General features: G+C 68.4%; 13 protein-coding genes. 1 reads left to right on the top strand and 12 read right to left on the bottom strand.

From position 1 onward, the window contains the following. Nucleotides 1–129 precede the first annotated feature (129 nt). The 9 genes from ccoS to fnrL all read right to left on the bottom strand — a co-directional run bounded on the left by ccoS (nucleotide 130) and on the right by fnrL (nucleotide 8,948). The gene (gene ccoS, locus ACFQ4E_RS09095) at nucleotides 130–282 is read right to left on the bottom strand and encodes a cbb3-type cytochrome oxidase assembly protein CcoS (protein WP_386802769.1); all 153 of its coding nucleotides are present in this window, start codon (nucleotides 280–282) and stop codon (nucleotides 130–132) included. Next, complete coding sequence (locus ACFQ4E_RS09090) at nucleotides 279–2,423, bottom strand: heavy metal translocating P-type ATPase (protein ID WP_386802767.1); 2,145 nt, start codon at nucleotides 2,421–2,423, stop codon at nucleotides 279–281. Before ACFQ4E_RS09090 ends, ccoS begins: the two co-directional genes overlap by 4 nt. Beyond that, complete coding sequence (locus ACFQ4E_RS09085) at nucleotides 2,420–2,863, bottom strand: FixH family protein (protein WP_386802765.1); 444 nt, start codon at nucleotides 2,861–2,863, stop codon at nucleotides 2,420–2,422. Before ACFQ4E_RS09085 ends, ACFQ4E_RS09090 begins: the two co-directional genes overlap by 4 nt. Further along, nucleotides 2,860–4,380 (bottom strand): cytochrome c oxidase accessory protein CcoG, encoded by a 1,521-nt coding sequence (ccoG, locus tag ACFQ4E_RS09080; protein ID WP_386802764.1) that lies wholly within the window; start codon nucleotides 4,378–4,380, stop codon nucleotides 2,860–2,862. The genes ACFQ4E_RS09085 and ccoG overlap by 4 nt, the downstream gene beginning before the upstream one ends. A gap of 194 nt (nucleotides 4,381–4,574) precedes the next feature. After that, nucleotides 4,575–5,450 (bottom strand): cytochrome-c oxidase, cbb3-type subunit III, encoded by an 876-nt coding sequence (gene ccoP, locus ACFQ4E_RS09075; protein WP_386802761.1) that lies wholly within the window; start codon nucleotides 5,448–5,450, stop codon nucleotides 4,575–4,577. Continuing rightward, nucleotides 5,447–5,644 (bottom strand): cbb3-type cytochrome c oxidase subunit 3, encoded by a 198-nt coding sequence (locus ACFQ4E_RS09070; RefSeq protein WP_386802759.1) that lies wholly within the window; start codon nucleotides 5,642–5,644, stop codon nucleotides 5,447–5,449. The genes ccoP and ACFQ4E_RS09070 overlap by 4 nt, the downstream gene beginning before the upstream one ends. A gap of 10 nt (nucleotides 5,645–5,654) precedes the next feature. After that, complete coding sequence (gene ccoO / locus ACFQ4E_RS09065) at nucleotides 5,655–6,395, bottom strand: cytochrome-c oxidase, cbb3-type subunit II (RefSeq protein WP_386802757.1); 741 nt, start codon at nucleotides 6,393–6,395, stop codon at nucleotides 5,655–5,657. Between the two features lie 4 nt (nucleotides 6,396–6,399). Then, nucleotides 6,400–7,995, bottom strand: a complete 1,596-nt coding sequence (ccoN, locus tag ACFQ4E_RS09060) for a cytochrome-c oxidase, cbb3-type subunit I (protein ID WP_386802755.1) — start codon at nucleotides 7,993–7,995, stop codon at nucleotides 6,400–6,402. A gap of 212 nt (nucleotides 7,996–8,207) precedes the next feature. After that, entirely contained in the window at nucleotides 8,208–8,948 is a 741-nt protein-coding gene (gene fnrL, locus ACFQ4E_RS09055; RefSeq protein WP_386802753.1) for a transcriptional regulator FnrL, read from the bottom strand. A gap of 68 nt (nucleotides 8,949–9,016) precedes the next feature. Between fnrL and hemN the strand changes: the two genes are divergently transcribed. After that, a complete protein-coding gene (gene hemN / locus ACFQ4E_RS09050; RefSeq protein WP_386802751.1) occupies nucleotides 9,017–10,357 on the top strand; it encodes an oxygen-independent coproporphyrinogen III oxidase in 1,341 nt (446 codons plus the stop codon). On the opposite strand, the gene ACFQ4E_RS09045 is transcribed toward hemN, so the two are convergent. The 3 genes from ACFQ4E_RS09045 to ACFQ4E_RS09035 are packed head-to-tail and all read right to left on the bottom strand — an operon-like array spanning nucleotide 10,354 to nucleotide 16,973. Next, nucleotides 10,354–11,235 (bottom strand): transglutaminase family protein, encoded by an 882-nt coding sequence (locus ACFQ4E_RS09045; protein ID WP_386802749.1) that lies wholly within the window; start codon nucleotides 11,233–11,235, stop codon nucleotides 10,354–10,356. The genes hemN and ACFQ4E_RS09045 overlap by 4 nt on opposite strands. Before the next feature lie 6 nt (nucleotides 11,236–11,241). After that, nucleotides 11,242–13,638 (bottom strand): circularly permuted type 2 ATP-grasp protein, encoded by a 2,397-nt coding sequence (locus ACFQ4E_RS09040; RefSeq protein WP_386802748.1) that lies wholly within the window; start codon nucleotides 13,636–13,638, stop codon nucleotides 11,242–11,244. After that, nucleotides 13,638–16,973, bottom strand: a complete 3,336-nt coding sequence (locus ACFQ4E_RS09035; RefSeq protein WP_386802746.1) for a transglutaminase family protein — start codon at nucleotides 16,971–16,973, stop codon at nucleotides 13,638–13,640. The genes ACFQ4E_RS09040 and ACFQ4E_RS09035 overlap by 1 nt, the downstream gene beginning before the upstream one ends. Between the last annotated feature and the right edge of the window lie 23 nt (nucleotides 16,974–16,996).

Below are 16,996 nucleotides of genomic sequence, written 5' to 3'. Positions count from 1 at the left end.
GCGATGGCCCGTGATGCGGCCGCCGACGCGCGCCGAGGAGAGCTTTAGGGAAAGGATGTGCGTCGGGAGTGGAGAAAATCCACTCCCCTGCCCCGGGCGCGCCTTTGACGCGGCGCGAGGGCGATCCGCTCAAGGGTGATCGTCGTGCCGGTCGGAGAGCGCGCGGGCCTGGTCGCCCGCCGGGTCGTCGTATTGTCCGCTCCGCAGCGTCCAGACGAAACCCGCGAGGCCCAGAAGGCCCAAGGTCACGGAGACCGGGATCAGGAAGACGAGGACGTTCATGTCGACCTCCGCGCGGCATTGAGCGAGACGGTGAGCGACGAGGCCGACATCGCAAGCGCCGCCAGAAGCGGCGTAGCGAACCCCGCCAGCGCGACCGGGATCGAGATGGCGTTGTAGAGCGCCGCGAGACCCAGGTTCTGCCGCATCCGCGCGACCGCGGTGCGGGCCGAACGCAGGGCCAGGGGCACGCCAGTCAGATCGCCCGACAAGAGCACCACATCCGCCGCGCTGCGCGCCGCGTCGAGCGCGGTGCCCGGGGCGATCCCGGCATGGGCGACAGACAGGCACCCCGTGTCGTTCAACCCGTCGCCGACCATCAGAACGTGGCGCCCCTCGGCCTGGCGCGCTTCGACCCAGGCGACCTTGTCCTCGGGGCGGAGACCGGCTTCGGCGCGGTCGATACCCAGCGCGCTTGCGATATGCGCCACCGCCTCGGAGGTGTCTCCGGAGAGGAGCGCGACCTCGTAGCCCGCTGCTCGCAACTGAGCGATGGTATCAGCGGCCTCCGGCCTCAGGGTTTCCTGCAGCTCGAACCGGAGCGGCGGTTCGCCCTCGCAAGAAAGCCACGTGCCGCCGGTCTCGCCCGGCACCGCCCAAGGCGCGCGTCCGAGACGCAGGCGCGCGCCGTCATGATAGCCCTCGATCCCCAGACCGGCGACCTCGGTCACGGCCTCGACCGGCAGGGGTGCGATGCCGCGCGCGACGGCGGCGTCCCGGATCGCGGTGGCAACCGGATGGCGGGAGGCCGAGGCGAGACCCGCGGCAAGGGCGAGCGCATGGTCGGGGGGTGTCCCGGCCAGCGTGGCGCGGCTCGATGTCAGCGTCCCGGTCTTGTCGAAGACCACGATGTCGATCTCGGCCAGACGCTCGAGCGCGGTGCGCGAGGTCACGAGTAGCCCCGCCCGGAAGAGCCGCGCCGTGGTCACGGTCGAGACCGCGGGGATCGCGAGACCGAGCGCGCAAGGGCAGGTGATCACCAGAACCGAGATCGCGACGTCGAGCGCCCGCCAACCATCGCCGGTGAGCCACAGCCAGCCGAGAAACGCCGCAGCGCCCAAAAGATGCACCACCGGCGCGTAGAGCCGCGCGGCGCGGTCGGCGAGGCTCTTGTGGCGGAACTTCTGGCTTTCCGCCGTGGCCACAAGCGCCGCCATGCGCGCCAGCCCCGTATCCTCGCCCGCGCGCAGGACGCGCACGGTGAGAGTGCCGGTGAGGCAGGTCTCGCCCGCCGACACGGACTCGCCCGGACCCGCGGCTTCGGGACGGCTCTCGCCTGTGAGCGCGGAGCGGTCGAGATCGGTCAGGCCGGTCTCGATGATGCCATCGGCGGGCAGCCGGTCGCCCGGGCGCACCCGGATCAGGTCGCCCGCGCGTAAGTTAGCCGCGTCCACGACGGTCTCGGTGCCACCGTCCAGTCGCACCGCTTGCGGCGCTTCGAGCGCCGCCAACTCCGCCGCCGCCGAGCGCGCGGCCCGGCGTCCGGCCTGATCGAGATACCGCCCGACCAGCAGGAAGAAGGTCAGCGCCAGCGCCGCGTCGAACCAGCCCTCCTCGGCTCCGAGACCGAAGGCGGTTGCGGTCGAACTGGCGGCGGCAAGGGCGATGGCCAGCGAGATCGGCACGTCCATGTTGAGCGCGCCCGCGCCGAGGGCCCGAAACGCCGAGACGAAGAACGGCCGCGCCGAGAACGCGATGGCGGGCACGGCGATGGCGGCGGAGACCAGGTGGAAGAGCTGCGCCGTCGTCTCCATCGCGCCGGACCAGACCGCGACCGACAGGAGCATCACGTTCATCATCGCGAACCCGGCCACGCCGATCCGCGTCAGGAGATCGCGCTGGCCCTCCTCTTGCGACCCGAGCCGTCCGGCGTCGAGGCGCTGCGCCCGCTGCCCGACCGACGCGAGCGCGTCGATCAGGGTCGCATCAGCGACGCCCGGGGCGTCAATCTGCACGCGCTTCAGTGTCAGGTTCACACGCGCCGACCGCACTCCGGGAAGCGCGCCCAGCGCGTCCTCGACCTTGGCGATGCAGGCGGCGCAGTGGATATCCGGCAGATGCAGCGCGCGGCTCGGGCCAGTGGCGGTCTCCGGGGACACCTCGGCCTCGGGGAGACCGGCGCAGGCGGGACAGGCGGCGGTCATCGCGGCACCTCGATCACGGCGCGATATTCGAAGGGCGTGCCGTCGCGTGCCTCGGCGGTCACGTCGAGCCGCCAGAGCCCCGGCGCGAGATCGAGCATCGCCGAGCGGTCGGGACCAAGCGCGACAGGCAGATCGTCGCGCTCTTCGGTGGGGCGCCCGACATGCAGCTCCAGCCGTTCGACCGGCGCGAGCTGTCCCGAGCGGTCGGTCAGGGCCAGCGTCAGGCGCCCGTCGCGATACTCGGCCGCGACGCTCCAGCCCAGGGCCTCCTGCGCCTCGCGGCGGGCGTCGAACTCCTGCGAGGCGATGTAGGAGTTCGGCACCTCCAGCCCCGGGAAGGTCGAGACCGCGTTGACCGCCAGCGCGATGTTGACCGCGATGATGATGCCGAACCCGAAAACGAAGACGGCGGCGACATGGCGTCCGGTGAGCTCGGTCATTTGTTGGCCTTTCCGTTGAAGGTGGTGTCGACATAGGCGCGCTCGCCGCTCTCCAGGTCCTCGACCCAGAGCCGCAGCTCGGTCCTCTCGGCCGCCGCCGCCGGGTTGTCCGGATCGGCGGTCAGGTAGACGCGGTTCAGGTGCTGCGTGTCGGCGGGCACCGGCACGATCTGGCCCGACTGCCCCTCGACCTCAAGCGCGAGACCCGCGGCGAGCGAGGTCGACAGAAGGAAGCTCCGCGCCTCGCCATGCTTGTTCCGGAGCCGCACGTCATAGGCGTTGCGCACCGAGCCGTCGGAGAGCGTGATGAAGGTCGGATTACGCACCGGCGCGACGGTCATGTCGATCTCGGGCCGGATGAAGAGCGCGAAGACCAGCGCCAGACCGATCGCGGACCAGAGCCCGAGATAGATCAGGTTCCGCAACCGCATCGCATGTTTCCACGCCGGGATCGGCGCGCCGCCCGCGGCCTCGCGCGGGGCGTCCGACAGCGCGACATAGTCGATGAGCCCGCGCGGGCGGTCGATCTTCTCCATCACCTGATCGCAGGCGTCGATGCAGAGCGCGCAAGTGATGCAGGCCAGCTGCTGCCCGTCGCGGATGTCGATGCCCATCGGGCAGACATTGACGCAGGCATTGCAGTCGATGCAGTCGCCCGGGCCTTCGCTCCGCATGCCGGTGGTGGTGTCGGGCACGCCCGGCATGGCGATCCTGGGCGCGCGGCCGCCGATCTGAGGCCCCGCGACCCTGAGCTCCGCGACGTCCTCGCGGCGCTTGAGACCCTTGCCGCGCGGCTCGCCCCGCCAGTCGCGATAGGCGACGGTCAGGGTGCCGTCATCCATCATCGCGCCCTGGATGCGCGGCCAGGGGCACATGTAGATGCAGACCTGTTCGCGCATGAAGCCGCCGAAGATGAAGGTCGTCATGGTGAGGACGAAGATCGTCGCATAGGCGACGCCCGGCGCCGAGGCCGTCACCAGATCCCGCGCCAGGGTCGGCGCATCGGTGAAATAGAAGACCCACGCGCCGCCGGTTGCGACCGAGATCGCGAGCCACGCAGCCCAGGTCGTGAGTTTCAGGCGGATCTTGTGGGCGGACCACGGCGCCTGATGCAGCCGCAGCCGGGCGTTCCTGTCGCCCTGAACCTTGCGCTCGACCAGGAGAAACAGATCGGTCCAGACCGTCTGCGGGCAGGCATAGCCGCACCAGACCCGTCCGAGCGCGGCGGTGAAAAGAAAGAGCCCGAGCCCCGCCATGATCAGGAGACCCGCGACGAAGTAGAACTCGTGCGGCCAGATCTCGATCCAGAAGAAATAGAAGCGCCGGTTGGCGAGATCGACGAGAACCGCCTGGTCGGGCAGGTTCGGACCCCGATCCCAGCGGATCCACGGGGTCAGATAATAGACCGCGAGCGTGACCGCCATGATCGCCCATTTGAGGCGGCGGTACCAGCCGGAGACCCGACGCGGAAAGATCGGGACGCGCGCGGCGTAAAGGGAAGGAGAGGTATCGGACATAGCACACCGGACAGAGAGGTCTGGGCTCGTGATGCCGCATCGCGGCGTCGGATGCCTTGACGTGGATCAACCGGTCCGCGCACAGGCACGGCGACCGGAACGGAGTGGCCCGCGCGCATGACTGGCCCAGCGCGCGGGCCTTGGGGGGAACGGGCGGCGGCTGTCCCTTCCGCCACCCGCCGAGGCCTGAGGCCTCACTCCCCGGCGGCGGTCTCCTCTCCGCCACCGAGCCCGTGCACATAGGTCGCGAGCGCGCGCACCTCCGGCTCGCCCAACCGCGCGCCCCAGGGCGGCATGACGCCGTAGGGGCCTTCGGAAATGGTCTTCACGAGCCGTGCGTCGGAATTGCCGTAGAGCCAGATCGCGTCGGTCAGGTTCGGCGCGCCCATGCTGCGGTCGCCCTTGGCATCATCGCCATGACAGGAGGCGCAGTTATTGGCGAAGATCTCTCCGCCCGGACCGGACAGCGGGTCGACCCCGTCGGGCAGCGCCTGGACATGGGAGACCAGCGTGGCGATCTCCTCGCGACCGAGGATCTCTCCGAAGCCCGGCATCTGCGAGAAACGCGCATCCGGATCCTCTTCGTTCCGGATGCCGTGGCGGATCGTGTAGGCGATCTCCTCGATCGAACCGCCCCAGAGCCATTCATCATCGAGGAGGTTCGGATAGCCGACCGCGCCTGCCGCCCCGGAGCCGTGGCATTGCGAGCAATTCGTGCGGAAGAGCGCGGCGCCCGCGTTGACCGCGAAGCCCTGCAGGTCCGGCGCGGCGGAGATCTCGGTCAGCGGCGTCTCTTCGAGCGCGGTCCAGAGCGGTGCCTGCGCGGCCTCGACCTGGGCGATCTCTTCGGCGACATCGCCGCGCTGGGACCAGCCGAGCACGCCGCCCGTGGCCGAGTTGACCAGCGGCCAGGCCGGGTAGAGCAGCACGTAGACCAGCGCGAAGACGATGGTCGCGTAGAAGGTCCAGAGCCACCAGCGCGGCAGCGGGTTGTTCAGTTCCTCGATCCCGTCCCAGACATGGCCGGTGGTCTCGGTTCCCGTGACGGGGTCGATGCGGCGGTCGCTCATCGCGCATCCTCCTTGGAAAATGTGTCGCGCCCGGTCTCGGGCTCTTCGCGGAAGATCGCGCGCGCGGCGTCCTCGTGCAGCGACCGTGCGCCGGGGCGGAAGACCCAGAGGCAGGTGGCCACGAAGAATGTCGTCAGCGCCAGGAGCACCCAGCTGTCCGCGAACTCGCGCAGTATGGTGTAGGTATCGTGCATGACGGCCCCCTCAGCGGCTGGCTTCGGCGGTGAAGGTCGAGAAATCGACCAGCGTGCCGAGCATCTGGAGATAGGCGATGAGCGCATCCATTTCGGTCAGCTCGGGCTGGCCGTCGAAATTGCGCACCACCGCGCCGGGATAGCGTTCGAGCAGACCGTCGGTGTCTCCGAAGGGATCGACTTGGACCTCGATGTCCGAGCGCGCGACCGAGATCATCTCGTCGGTATAGGGCACGCCGACCATCGCGTTGGTCTCGAGGAGATCGCCGATATGCTCGGTCTTGAGCTTGGTCCGCAGCAGGTAGTCGTATTTCGGCATGACGCTTTCGGGCACCACCGATTGCGGGTTGATGAAGTGATCGACATGCCATTCGTCCGAGTAGCGCCCGCCGACCCGGGCGAGGTCCGGCCCGGTCCGCTTGGAACCCCACTGGAACGGATGGTCGTACATCGACTCGGCCGCGAGGCTGTAATGGCCGTAGCGCTCCACCTCGTCGCGCATCGGGCGGATCATCTGGCTGTGACAGACATAGCAGCCTTCGCGGATGTAGATGTTGCGGCCCTCGAGCTCGAGCGGAGAGTAGGGGCGCACGCCCTCGACCTCTTCGATGGTGTTCTCGAGCCAGAACAGCGGGGCGATCTCGATGATGCCGCCGATGGTCACCACCAGGAACGAGGAGACCAGGAGGAGCGTGGCGTTGCGTTCGAGGATGGCGTGACGGTCGAGGAGTTTCTTGGTTTTCGTCGTCATGGGATCACTCCGCGGGAACGTGGGCGGCGCTGACGCGGGACTGCGGCGACCGGATGGTCATCCACATGTTCCACACCATGATCAGCGCGCCGGAGAGGTAGAGGACACCGCCGAGGCCGCGCACCACGTACATCGGGAACTTGGCGGCAACGGTGTCGGCGAAGGAATTCACGAGGAAGCCCTGCGCGTCGACTTCGCGCCACATCAGCCCCTCCATGATCCCGGTCACCCACATCGAGGCGGCGTAGAGAACGATGCCGAGCGTCGCGAGCCAGAAGTGCCAGTTGATCGCGGCCATCGAGTGCATCTGCGTCCGGCCCCAGAGCTTCGGGACGAGGAAGTAGAGGCAGCCGAAGGTGATCAGGCCGTTCCAGCCGAGCGCGCCGGAATGCACGTGGCCGATGGTCCAGTCGGTGTAATGCGAGAGCGAGTTGACCGCGCGGATCGACATCATCGGGCCTTCGAAGGTCGACATGCCGTAGAAGGCGAGGCTCGCGACGAACATCCGGATGATCGGGTCGGTGCGGATCTTGTCCCAGGCGCCCTCGAGCGTCATCAGGCCGTTGATCATCCCGCCCCAGCTGGGCATCCAGAGCATGATCGAGAACACCATCCCGAGCGTCGACGCCCAGTCGGGCAGCGCGGTGTAGTGCAGGTGGTGCGGACCGGCCCAGATATAGAGGAAGATCAGCGCCCAGAAGTGGATGATCGACAGCTTGTAGCTGTAGACCGGGCGCCCGGCCTGCTTGGGCACGAAGTAATACATCATGCCGAGGAAGCCCGCGGTCAGGAAGAAGCCCACGGCGTTATGGCCGTACCACCACTGGGTCATCGCGTCCTGCACGCCCGCGAAGAGCTGCACCGATTTCGAGCCCCAGATCGAGACCGGTATGGCGAGGTTGTTGACCACGTGCAGCATCGCCACGGTGACGATGAAGGCGAGGAAGAACCAGTTGGCGACGTAGATATGCTTCTCGCGCCGCTTCAGGATCGTGCCGAGGAACACCGCGAGATAGACGACCCAGACGATGGTCAGCCAGATATCCACGTACCATTCCGGCTCGGCATATTCCTTGGATTGCGTGGCCCCCAAAAGGTAGCCGGTCGCCGCCAGCACGATGAAGAGCTGGTAGCCCCAGAACACGAACCATCCCGCGTTGCCGCCCCAGAGCCGCGCGGCGGAGGTCCGCTGCACCACGTAGAAGGAGGTCGCGATCAGCGCGTTGCCCCCGAAGGCGAAGATCACCGCCGAGGTGTGCAGGGGCCTCAGCCGTCCGAAATTCGCATAACCCTCGGACCAGTCGAAATTCAGCTCCGGAAAAGCGAGTTGGAAGGCGATGAAGGTGCCGACGAGGAACCCGGCGACGCCCCAGAAGGCGGTTGCGATGACGCCCGCGCGGATTGGCCCGTCGAGATACTCGTTCGGGTCGGCGAGCGCGCGCGGCTCGTCGAGACGTCGAAGCTCCCAGATGAAAAGACCGGCGGCGATGATCATCACCAGCGCGGCGTGAACCGAATAAGCGAGATCGCGCCCCCAATCGGCGGCGATCGCCGCGATCAGGGCGATCAGCGCGAACGCGATGAGCCTGACATAACCCATAATGCCTCCTGCGAATCAGTCATGGCCCGGACTGGGCCTCGACCGCGTCTCTCACGCGCGCTCCGCAGTCGCCTTGACATGGATCAAGCGACAGGCGGTTCGGAGCTTTTCCGAACCGGGTGAAACGTCAGGAAAATCAGGGGCTTGCTCGCACGCCTCCGCGGCACCTCGCCGCAGTGCAGCAGAGCGACTCCGTCAGAGGTGAAAAGCGATCAGGCGATCAGGCCGCCATCGTCGTCATCCGCGGCCTCGAGCGCGAGCGCTTCGAAATCGGGGATGCGAATCTCCCGGTTGGACGGGGTTTCGATCAGCCCGTCTCGGCGCAGAGCGGTCATCTGGCGGCTCGTCGTCTCGATCGTGAGGCCCAGGTGATCGGCCATCGCCTCGCGCGAGAGCGGCAGGTGCAGGACCGTGGCACCCTGCGGCACCATCTTGCCTGACGACACGGCCTGCCGACGAGCCAGGCTGACGAGGAAAGCGGCGACCTTCTCGCGCGCGGTCAGGCGGCCCAGCACCACCGCCCAGTCGCGCGCGGCGTCGAGCTCGTCGAGCGTCATCGACAAGAGACGCGTCGCGATATGGGGCGTGCTGGCGACCAGCGTCTCGAAGGTCTGGCGCTCGAACCGGCAGATCGTGACCTCGCTCAGGGTCTCGATATCGAAGACCGAGGTCGCGCGGCCGGGACGGCCGATGAAATCCGAGGGCAGGAGGATGCCGACGGTCTGCCTGCGCCCGTCCTCGAGCGTGCGGGACATGGTCGCACAGCCCGACACGATGGAGGAGAGGTGGGTCAACGGCTGTCCCGCTTCCGCGAGCAAGGCGCCGGCAGCGACTGTGCGGTAGGACTTGACCTTTTCCAGCATCGCCAGCTCTGCCGCATCGCAGGTGGCGCAGACCGCATTGTGCCGGATCGGACAGTCGCCGCAGGAGAGGAGGGTCGGCGATTTGATCATGCCGCGATTTTAGACGCGCGCTTGATTTCGATCAATGCGATTGCGCGGCGCTGCGGCAAGGTGGCGACATGAGACAGAACGCCCTCCGCAGCGCCCTCCTGACCGAGCGCGTGCCCCGCTACACAAGTTACCCTCCGGCCAACCGCTTCACCGCTGCGGTGGGGCCGGAATTGAGCGCTCAGTGGATGGAGGCGCTTCCGCCCGGCAGCGAGATCTCGCTCTATGCGCATGTCCCGTTTTGCCGGAGGCTCTGCTGGTTCTGCGCCTGCCGCACGCAAGGCACGAGCAGCCTCGCGCCGCTCGACCGCTATCTCGACACGCTCGAGATCGAGATCGACGCACTGCGCGGGCGGCTCCCCTCGGACCTGCATGTCAGCAGCCTGCACCTGGGCGGCGGCACGCCGACGCTCCTGCCCGCCGACCGGATCGACCGGCTGTCGGAGATGCTGCGCCGGGCCTTCGCCATCGACCACCGCACCGAGGTCTCGGTCGAGATCGACCCGACCGAATGCGACGAGCGGCGGATCGAGGCGCTCCTGCGCTTGGGCCTCACCCGTGCCTCCATCGGCGTGCAGGATTTCGACCCGATGGTGCAGGACGCGATCGGGCGCCGCCAGGACGAAGAGGAGACCGCGTCCGTCGTCCGTGCGCTCCGCGCACGCTTCGTGGACAGCGTCAATCTCGACCTGCTCTACGGGCTGCCCTACCAGACCCTGCCCCGGCTGCGGCGCACGCTCGATGCGGTGCTGCGGCTGCGCCCCGACCGGATCGCGCTTTACGGCTACGCGCATGTTCCGTGGATGGCCAAGCGCCAGACCCTGATTTCGGAAAGCGCCCTGCCCTCGCCCGAGGACCGGCTGGCTCTCTCGGCCTTTGCCGCAGAACGCCTGCAAGAGGCCGGATACACCGCCATCGGCATCGACCATTTCGCGCTCCCGAGCGACAGCATGGCACGGGCCGCGCGCGAGCGGCGGCTCAAGCGAAACTTCCAGGGCTATACCACCGACCGCGCCCCGGTGCTGATCGCGCTCGGGCCCTCGTCGATCTCGCGGTACCCGCAGGGCTTTGCCCAGAACGCGTCGAGCACGGCGGAATGGCAGAAGGCGGTGGCCGAGGGACGGCCCGCCACGCGGCGCGGCTACGCGCTGACCGAGGCCGACCAGGCCGTATCCCGGATCGTCGAGGACCTCATGTGCTACGGCGAGACCGATCTGGCGACAATCCCCGATCCCGGTATGCGCGGCGAAATGCGGCTGCGCGCCGCCGATGCGATCCTCGCCCTGCCGGAGCTCGCAACGCTCGAGGGCGATCACCTGAAGCTCCTCGATCCGCGTCTGGCGCGTCTTCTGGCGGCGCGGCTCGACCCGGATCTGCAGACCGGCGAGAGGCAGTTCAGCCAGGCCAGCTAGGCGTCCACCGGCACCACGTCGACGCTATGCGTGCTGTCATGCCCGCCCGCCGAACGCAGCGTGCCCTTGATCGGCGAAACATCGGCGTAGTCGCGCCCGTAGGCCACGACGATATGATCGTCGCCGACGAGAATATCGTTCGTCGGGTCGTATTCGACCCAGCCAAGCTCGCTCCCGCACCAGGCCCGCACCCAGGCATGCATGGCATCCGCCCCTTCGAGGCGCGGCTGTCCGGGCGGCGGCGAGGTGCGCAGGAAGCCCGAGACATAGCCCGCCGGGATCCCGAGACCGCGCAGGCAGGCGATCATCACATGCGCGAAGTCCTGGCAGACGCCGCGCCGGTTGTGGAACGCCTCGCCGGGAGAGGTCAGCACATCGGTCGCTTCCGCGTCGAAGCTCATCTCGCGGTGCAACGCCTGCCCGATGGCCCGGGTGATCTGAAGAACGCTCATACTCGGCGAGAGCTGCGCCTCGCCGAACCGGGTGATCGCGGTGCTCGGCGAGACCCGGGGCGACGGTCCGAGGAAGTGATGCGGCGCGTCGGGCGCGACGCTGCGATGCGCCTCGATCTCGCGCGCAAGCCCGGCGCGGTCCTGCGACAGGTCCATCGGTTCGGGCGGCATCCGCCGCGAGACCTGCGCCTTGAGCGTCAGCGTCAGCTCCTGGATCGGCTTGTGAAAGGATACGAGCGTCGCCCTGTTTCCGAAGAAATCCTGCCCCTCCCGCCGTTCCTGCGGCGTGGGCTCGATGCTCAGAAGCCCCGCGATCACCTCCTGTCGCCCGGGCAGCGTCGGGGGTGTCAGGTGCAGAAGCGACCGCGCATGGTCGGAGGCCTGGTCGTAGCGATACTCGATCCGGAGGGTGACGTCGTAACGCATGGCGGCCTACCGCAGATATTCGGAGGAGACGAGGTTTGAGAGGTCGGCGAGATCCCCTCGGAAGGCCTGCAGAGCCTCGGCGGTGATCTCCCCGGGACGCGCCACCGCGAAGCGGGTCTGCAAGGGCAGGAGCGCGCGGGTGACCTCGGACGGGCCCCTCTCGAAACTCTGTCCCGGCATCTCGGCGGCCAGCGTGACCATGTGATCGAGCTGGAACAGGATCGAGCGCGGGTTGCGCGGATCGCAGGCCAGAAGATCGATCGTGCTCTCCGGCGTCGGCATGGTGCGATAGCGGCGGCGATGCGACATGACGCTGTCGCCGATCTCGACCGCAAGATCGACCGCGCCCTGCGGGGCATCGGGATCGGTGAAGGTCGCGAGCACCGCCGCGATGGCATCCGCCTGTTCCAGCCCCCGCGCGAAACTCAGGAAGCGCCAGCCGTGGAAGCGGTACATGTTCTCGTGGATCAGCCCCGAGAACCCCGTGACCTTGCGCAGAAGCACGCCCATCGCGCGGGCGCAATCGTCCCCGGCAATGGCGTTGCGCTCCATCTGCGACACGGTCCGCGCAAGGTCCTGCAGCGCAAGCCAGCCATCGGTCGCGAACCGGTCGCGCAGCTTGCTCGCGCAGAGCGTCGCCGAGGTCATGATCGCCGACAGCGCGGAGGGCACGGTCTCGGTGACGTCGAGCCCGAACTCGGACATGTAGCCAGCCAGGAACTCGAGCCGCGGATCCTCCGGATCGCCGGTCTCGGCGAGGCGAAGATGATAGGCGCGGACCAGCCGGATGCCCATCTCGGCACGCTCCGTGTAGCGCCCGAGCCAGTAGAGGTTCTCGGCCGCGCGCGAGGGCAGCGTCTCGGCATCCAGGGGCTGCCCGGCTTCGCCCGCGAAAAGCGTCTCGGCCGGGACAGGCGCGTCGTCGAGGACCCAGACATCGGCGACGCCGCCACCCTGCTGCATGGCGAGCGCGGTCGCGTCGTCCGACCCGCCGATCCGGGCATAGCCGCCGGGCATGAAGACCCAGCCCTCGGGCGTGCGCGCGGCGGTCACCCGCACCGTCATCGGGCGCGGCACCAGCCGTCCGGCCTTGTAGACCGGCGAGGTCGAGAGCGTCACCGCCTCCTGTCCGACGAGATGAGCGCCTTCGCTGTCGATCCACGCCTCGACCGAGATGCGCGCACCGGACCGGAACGAGCCGCCGACGGCGGTGGTCGCGCGGATGTCGAAGGGCAGGTCCTGATCGACAGCGCCGCCGATCATCATCCGCTTGACGTTCTCCTTGACGTAGTCGCGCTCGCCCGGCTGGCCGCACCACCATGTCGCGATGTTCGGCAGCTTGAGCGGCGCGCCGGTCAGGACCTCGGAGATCCTCGGCAGGAACGCCATCATCGCCCGCATCTCCAAGACCCCGGTGCCGAGCGCGTTGATCATGTTCAGATTGCCCTGCCGGAGCGCGCTGATCAGCGCGGGCGTGCCCAGCTGGCTGTCCTCGCGCAGCTCCAGCGGGTCCATGTATTCGGAATCGACGCGCCGCCAGAGCGCCGAGAGCGGCTGCAGCCCCTCGACCGTGCGCACCATGACCTGCCCGTTCTGGACCAGCATGTCCTCGCCTTCGAGCAGGAGCAGACCGAGATAGCGCGCGATATAGGTATGCTCGTAGTAGCTGGCGTTGTTCGGACCCGGCGTCAGGATCGCCGCCCGGTTCGGTCCCGGCCCCGAAAGCCCCTCGATCGCGTCGCGGAACGATCGGAAGAAGGCCGCGAGCCGGTGGATGCGGTTGCGCGGCGCGAACTCGTTGAAGACCCGCATCGTCGCCATGCGGTTCTCGAGCGCGAAGCCCGCGCCCGAGGGCGCCTGCGCCCGGTCGCCCAAGACGAACCAGGAGCCGTCGGGATTGCGGCTGATCTCGAAGGCCAGCAGATGGAGGAAATGGCCCGAGGCGGGCCTGACGCCGACCATCGGACGCAGCCAGCCCGGCGCGCGGGCGATCAGCTCGGCGGGGAGATGGCCGCCCGAGACCAGCGCGCCCGGTCCATAGAGATCGGCCACCACCGCCTCGAGCAGATCGGCGCGCTGCGCGAGACCCGCGCAAATCTCGGCCCATTCCTTGGCGTGGATGATGACCGGGACCGGGCTCAGCGGCCAGTCGCGCTCGGGCGCGGGGCTGGTCGCGTAATGGCGGAAATAGACCCCGGCATCGCTGAGGTAATTGGTGCCGCGCGCGAACGCCGCCTCGATGCCGGTCGGCCCGTGCCGCGACAGATGCTCGACAAAGGCGCACCAGGCCGGGCGCATCCGCCCCTCGGCATCGAAGAGCTCGTCAGCGACACCCGGACGCGGGCGATAGCCCGCCAGGAGGTCGGAGGTTGCCTCGGGTCTGGGTGCGCTGTCCTGGGACATCAGATCAGTCCGGGCGGACGCCGGAGATCGAGCGTCATCGGGAACTCGGGATGCGGCGGTTCCGGGGCAGGACGGTAGCTGCCCGGCGCGTGGCCATGCGGTTCGAACCGCGCGAGGCGACGCGCCTCGGCCTCGTTGCCGTTGACCGGAAAGGTCTCGTAATTGCGCCCACCGGGATGGGCGACGTGATAGGTGCAGCCGCCGATCGCCCGACCGGTCCAGTCGTCATAGATGTCGAAGCGCAGCGGCGCATGGACCGGCAGGACCGGGTGCAGCGCCTCGGGCGGCTGCCACGCCTTGAAGCGCACGCCGCCCACCGCCTCGCCGGAGGTGCCGGTGGCCGCCAGGGGCACAGGGCGCTGGTTGCACATGACCCGGTAGCGCTCGGGATAGAGCGTGGTGAGTTTGGCCTGGAGCCGCTCGACCGAGCTGTCGGTATAGCGCACCGTGCCGCCGATGGCGCCGGTCTCGCCCAGCACGTGCCAGGGCTCCAGCGCCTGCTTGAGTTCGAGCTTGACGCCCTCGACCTCGACCTCGCCACAGAACGGGAAGCGGAACTCGGCCTGCGCCTCGTACCAGACCGGGTCGATGTCGTAGCCTTGCAGGCGGAGATCGGCGAGGAGGTCGAGGAAATCCTGCCAGATGAACTCGGGCAGCATGAAGCGGTCATGCAGCACCGTGCCCCAGCGCACCGGCCGCCCCTGCATCGGCGCTTTCCAGCACCGCGCGATGATCGCCCGCAGGAGAAGTTGCTGGGCGAGGTTCATCCGCGGATGCGGCGGCATCTCGAAACCGCGGAACTCGACCAGGCCCAGCCGCCCGGTCGGCCCGTCGGGGGAATAGAGCTTGTCGATGCAGATCTCGGCGCGATGGGTGTTGCCGGTCACGTCGGTCAGCATGTTGCGGAAAAGCCGGTCGACGAGCCAGGGCAAGGGCGGCAGGCCCTCACCCGGCGCGGGCACCTGCGCCAGCGCCATCTCAAGCTCGTAGAGCGTGTCGTGCCGTGCCTCGTCGATCCGGGGCGCCTGGCTTGTCGGGCCGATGAAGAGCCCCGAGAAGAGATACGAGAGCGACGGGTGCCGCTGCCAGGTCAGGATCAGCGATTTCAGGAGATCGGGGCGCCGCAGGAACGGGCTGTCATTGGGCGTCGCGCCGCCCACGACCACGTGGTTGCCGCCGCCGGTGCCGGTATGGCGGCCGTCGATCATGAACTTGTCGGCCCCGAGCCGCGACTGGCGGGCCTCTTCGTAGATCGCCTCGGTCGTGGCGACGCAATCCTCCCAGCTATGGGCGGGATGGATGTTGACCTCGATCACGCCGGGATCGGGCGCGACGCGGATCACGTTCAGGCGCGGATCATGCGGCGGCGCGTAGCCCTCGATATGGACCTTGAGGCCCAGCGCCTTGGCCGAGGCCTCGGCGGCGGCGACGATCTCGAGGTAATCCTCGAGCGCCTCGACCGGCGGCATGAAGACGCAGAGCCGTCCGTCGCGCGGCTCGACCGACAGCGCGGTGCGCACCGCGCCGGTGCCGAGCTCCTGCTCGATCACGTCCTGCACCTCCGTGTTGGGCACCGGGGCCGACACCGGCTGCGTGCGCCCGGTCTCGGGGTCGGGACCGGCATGGTAGTCGGGGAGCGGATCGCGCGGCTCGGTCGGATCGACGATGTAGCTGTAGGGATATTGCGAGGGCGGCACGTAAGGCAGCTTGCCGAGCGGCAGGCGGAAGCCCACGGGGCTGTCGCCGGGGATCAGGAACAGATGCCCGCGCCGCAGCTTCCAGCGCTCGGAGATCCAGCGCTTGCCCGACGCCCGCGCTTGCCAGCGCTGGATCGGCAGGATGTAGCCCGCAGGCTCCGTCAGACTGCGTCCGAAGACCCGCGCGATGCGGTTGCGCTCTTCGGGATCCTTGAGCTTGGAGTTCTCGGGCGTGACGTTCTCGGGCAGGTTCGCTTCCTTCACGATCCATTCCGCCGGATCCTCGAAGGCCGGGACGACCATCTCGGCCCCGACCCCGAGCCGGTCGGCGATGCCGCCCAGAAGCTCTTCGGCCTCCTCCGGCCCCGCGCCGGTGTCGTCGCCTTCCTGCGCGATCAGGCTCTCGTCCGACCAGACCGGCTTGCCGTCCTCGCGCCAGTAGAGCGAGAAGGTCCAGCGCGGCAGGCTCTCGCCTGGATACCACTTGCCCTGCCCGTAATGCAGGAAGCCGCCCGGCGCGAAGCGGTCGCGCAGCCGCCGGATCAGTTCGTCGGCCAAACCGCGCTTCATCGGCCCGACCGCGGCGGTGTTCCACTCGGCGCTCTCGAAATCGTCGATCGACACGAAGGTCGGCTCGCCCCCCATGGTCAGCCGCACGTCGCCCTCGGCGAGATCGGCATCGACCTGCCGCCCGAGCGCGTTCAGCCGCTCCCAGGCCTCGTCCGAGAAGGGCTTGGTGATCCGGGGATGCTCCGAGACCCGGCGCACCTGCATGTCGAACTCGAAGGACACCTCGGGCGCGCCGACGCTGGAATAGCCGCCCGAAATCGGCGCGGCGTTGCGGTAATGAGGGGTCGCGGCGAGCGGGATGTGGCTTTCGCCGGTCAGAAGCCCGCTGGTGGGATCGAGCCCGATCCAACCCGCGCCGGGCAGGTAGACCTCGACCCAGGCGTGCAGATCGGTGAAATCGACCTCGGTGCCGGACGGGCCGTCGAGCGATTTCACGTCCGGCTTGAGCTGGATCAGGTAGCCCGACACGAAGCGCGCGGCGAAACCCAGATGCCGCAGCACCTGCACCAGAAGCCAGCTCGAATCCCGGCAGGAGCCGCGCAGCGCGGTCAGCGTCTCTTCCGGCGTCTGCACCCCCGGCTCCATGCGGATGGTGTAATCGACCACCTCCGAGACCCGCTGGTTCAGCGCCACGAGGAAATTCACCGTCCCGGTGATGTCGCGGGGAAGCTCGGCCATGAAGGCCGCGAGCTTCGGCCCCGCCGCTTCGGGCGTGCGGTAGATCTGCAGATCCTCGCGCATCTCCTCGGGATAGTCGAAGGGCCATTCCTCGGCCTCTTCCTCGACGAAGAAATCGAAGGGGTTGTAGACCGACATGTCGGCGGTCAGGTCGACCTCGATCTTCAGCTCGGTCACCGGTTCGGGAAAGACGAACCGCGCCAGCCAGTTGCCGTAGGGGTCCTGCTGGTGATTAACGAAATGCCCGCCCGGCGACACCCGCAGCGAATGCGAGATCACCCGGGTGCGGCTTTGCGGTGCGGGCCTGAGCCGGATGATCTGCGGCGACAAGGTCACCGGTCGATCATAGGTGTAATGGGTCAGGTGATAGATGCTCGCGTGAATTGCCATGTCCGCCGTGGGATCCCTGTTCC

This window comes from Litorisediminicola beolgyonensis, assembly GCF_042679605.1.
GTDB lineage: Bacteria > Pseudomonadota > Alphaproteobacteria > Rhodobacterales > Rhodobacteraceae > Litorisediminicola > Litorisediminicola beolgyonensis.
The sequence above is the reverse complement of the archived record's forward strand: the minus strand, read 5'-3'. Positions and strand labels throughout refer to the sequence as shown.

Excerpts from the sequence above, each read along its gene's own strand:
- ccoO (WP_386802757.1), bottom strand. The coding sequence starts at position 6,395 with ATGACGACGAAAACCAAGAAACTCCTCGACCGTCACGCCATCCTCGAA.
- fnrL (WP_386802753.1), bottom strand. The coding sequence starts at position 8,948 with ATGATCAAATCGCCGACCCTCCTCTCCTGCGGCGACTGTCCGATCCGG.
- ACFQ4E_RS09040 (WP_386802748.1), bottom strand. The coding sequence starts at position 13,638 with ATGTCCCAGGACAGCGCACCCAGACCCGAGGCAACCTCCGACCTCCTG.
- ccoS (WP_386802769.1), bottom strand. The coding sequence starts at position 282 with ATGAACGTCCTCGTCTTCCTGATCCCGGTCTCCGTGACCTTGGGCCTT.
- ACFQ4E_RS09085 (WP_386802765.1), bottom strand. The coding sequence starts at position 2,863 with ATGACCGAGCTCACCGGACGCCATGTCGCCGCCGTCTTCGTTTTCGGG.
- ccoP (WP_386802761.1), bottom strand. The coding sequence starts at position 5,450 with ATGAGCGACCGCCGCATCGACCCCGTCACGGGAACCGAGACCACCGGC.
- ACFQ4E_RS09070 (WP_386802759.1), bottom strand. The coding sequence starts at position 5,644 with ATGCACGATACCTACACCATACTGCGCGAGTTCGCGGACAGCTGGGTG.
- hemN (WP_386802751.1), top strand. The coding sequence starts at position 9,017 with ATGAGACAGAACGCCCTCCGCAGCGCCCTCCTGACCGAGCGCGTGCCC.
- ACFQ4E_RS09045 (WP_386802749.1), bottom strand. The coding sequence starts at position 11,235 with ATGCGTTACGACGTCACCCTCCGGATCGAGTATCGCTACGACCAGGCC.
- ccoG (WP_386802764.1), bottom strand. The coding sequence starts at position 4,380 with ATGTCCGATACCTCTCCTTCCCTTTACGCCGCGCGCGTCCCGATCTTT.
- ACFQ4E_RS09090 (WP_386802767.1), bottom strand. The coding sequence starts at position 2,423 with ATGACCGCCGCCTGTCCCGCCTGCGCCGGTCTCCCCGAGGCCGAGGTG.
- ccoN (WP_386802755.1), bottom strand. The coding sequence starts at position 7,995 with ATGGGTTATGTCAGGCTCATCGCGTTCGCGCTGATCGCCCTGATCGCG.
- ACFQ4E_RS09035 (WP_386802746.1), bottom strand. The coding sequence starts at position 16,973 with ATGGCAATTCACGCGAGCATCTATCACCTGACCCATTACACCTATGAT.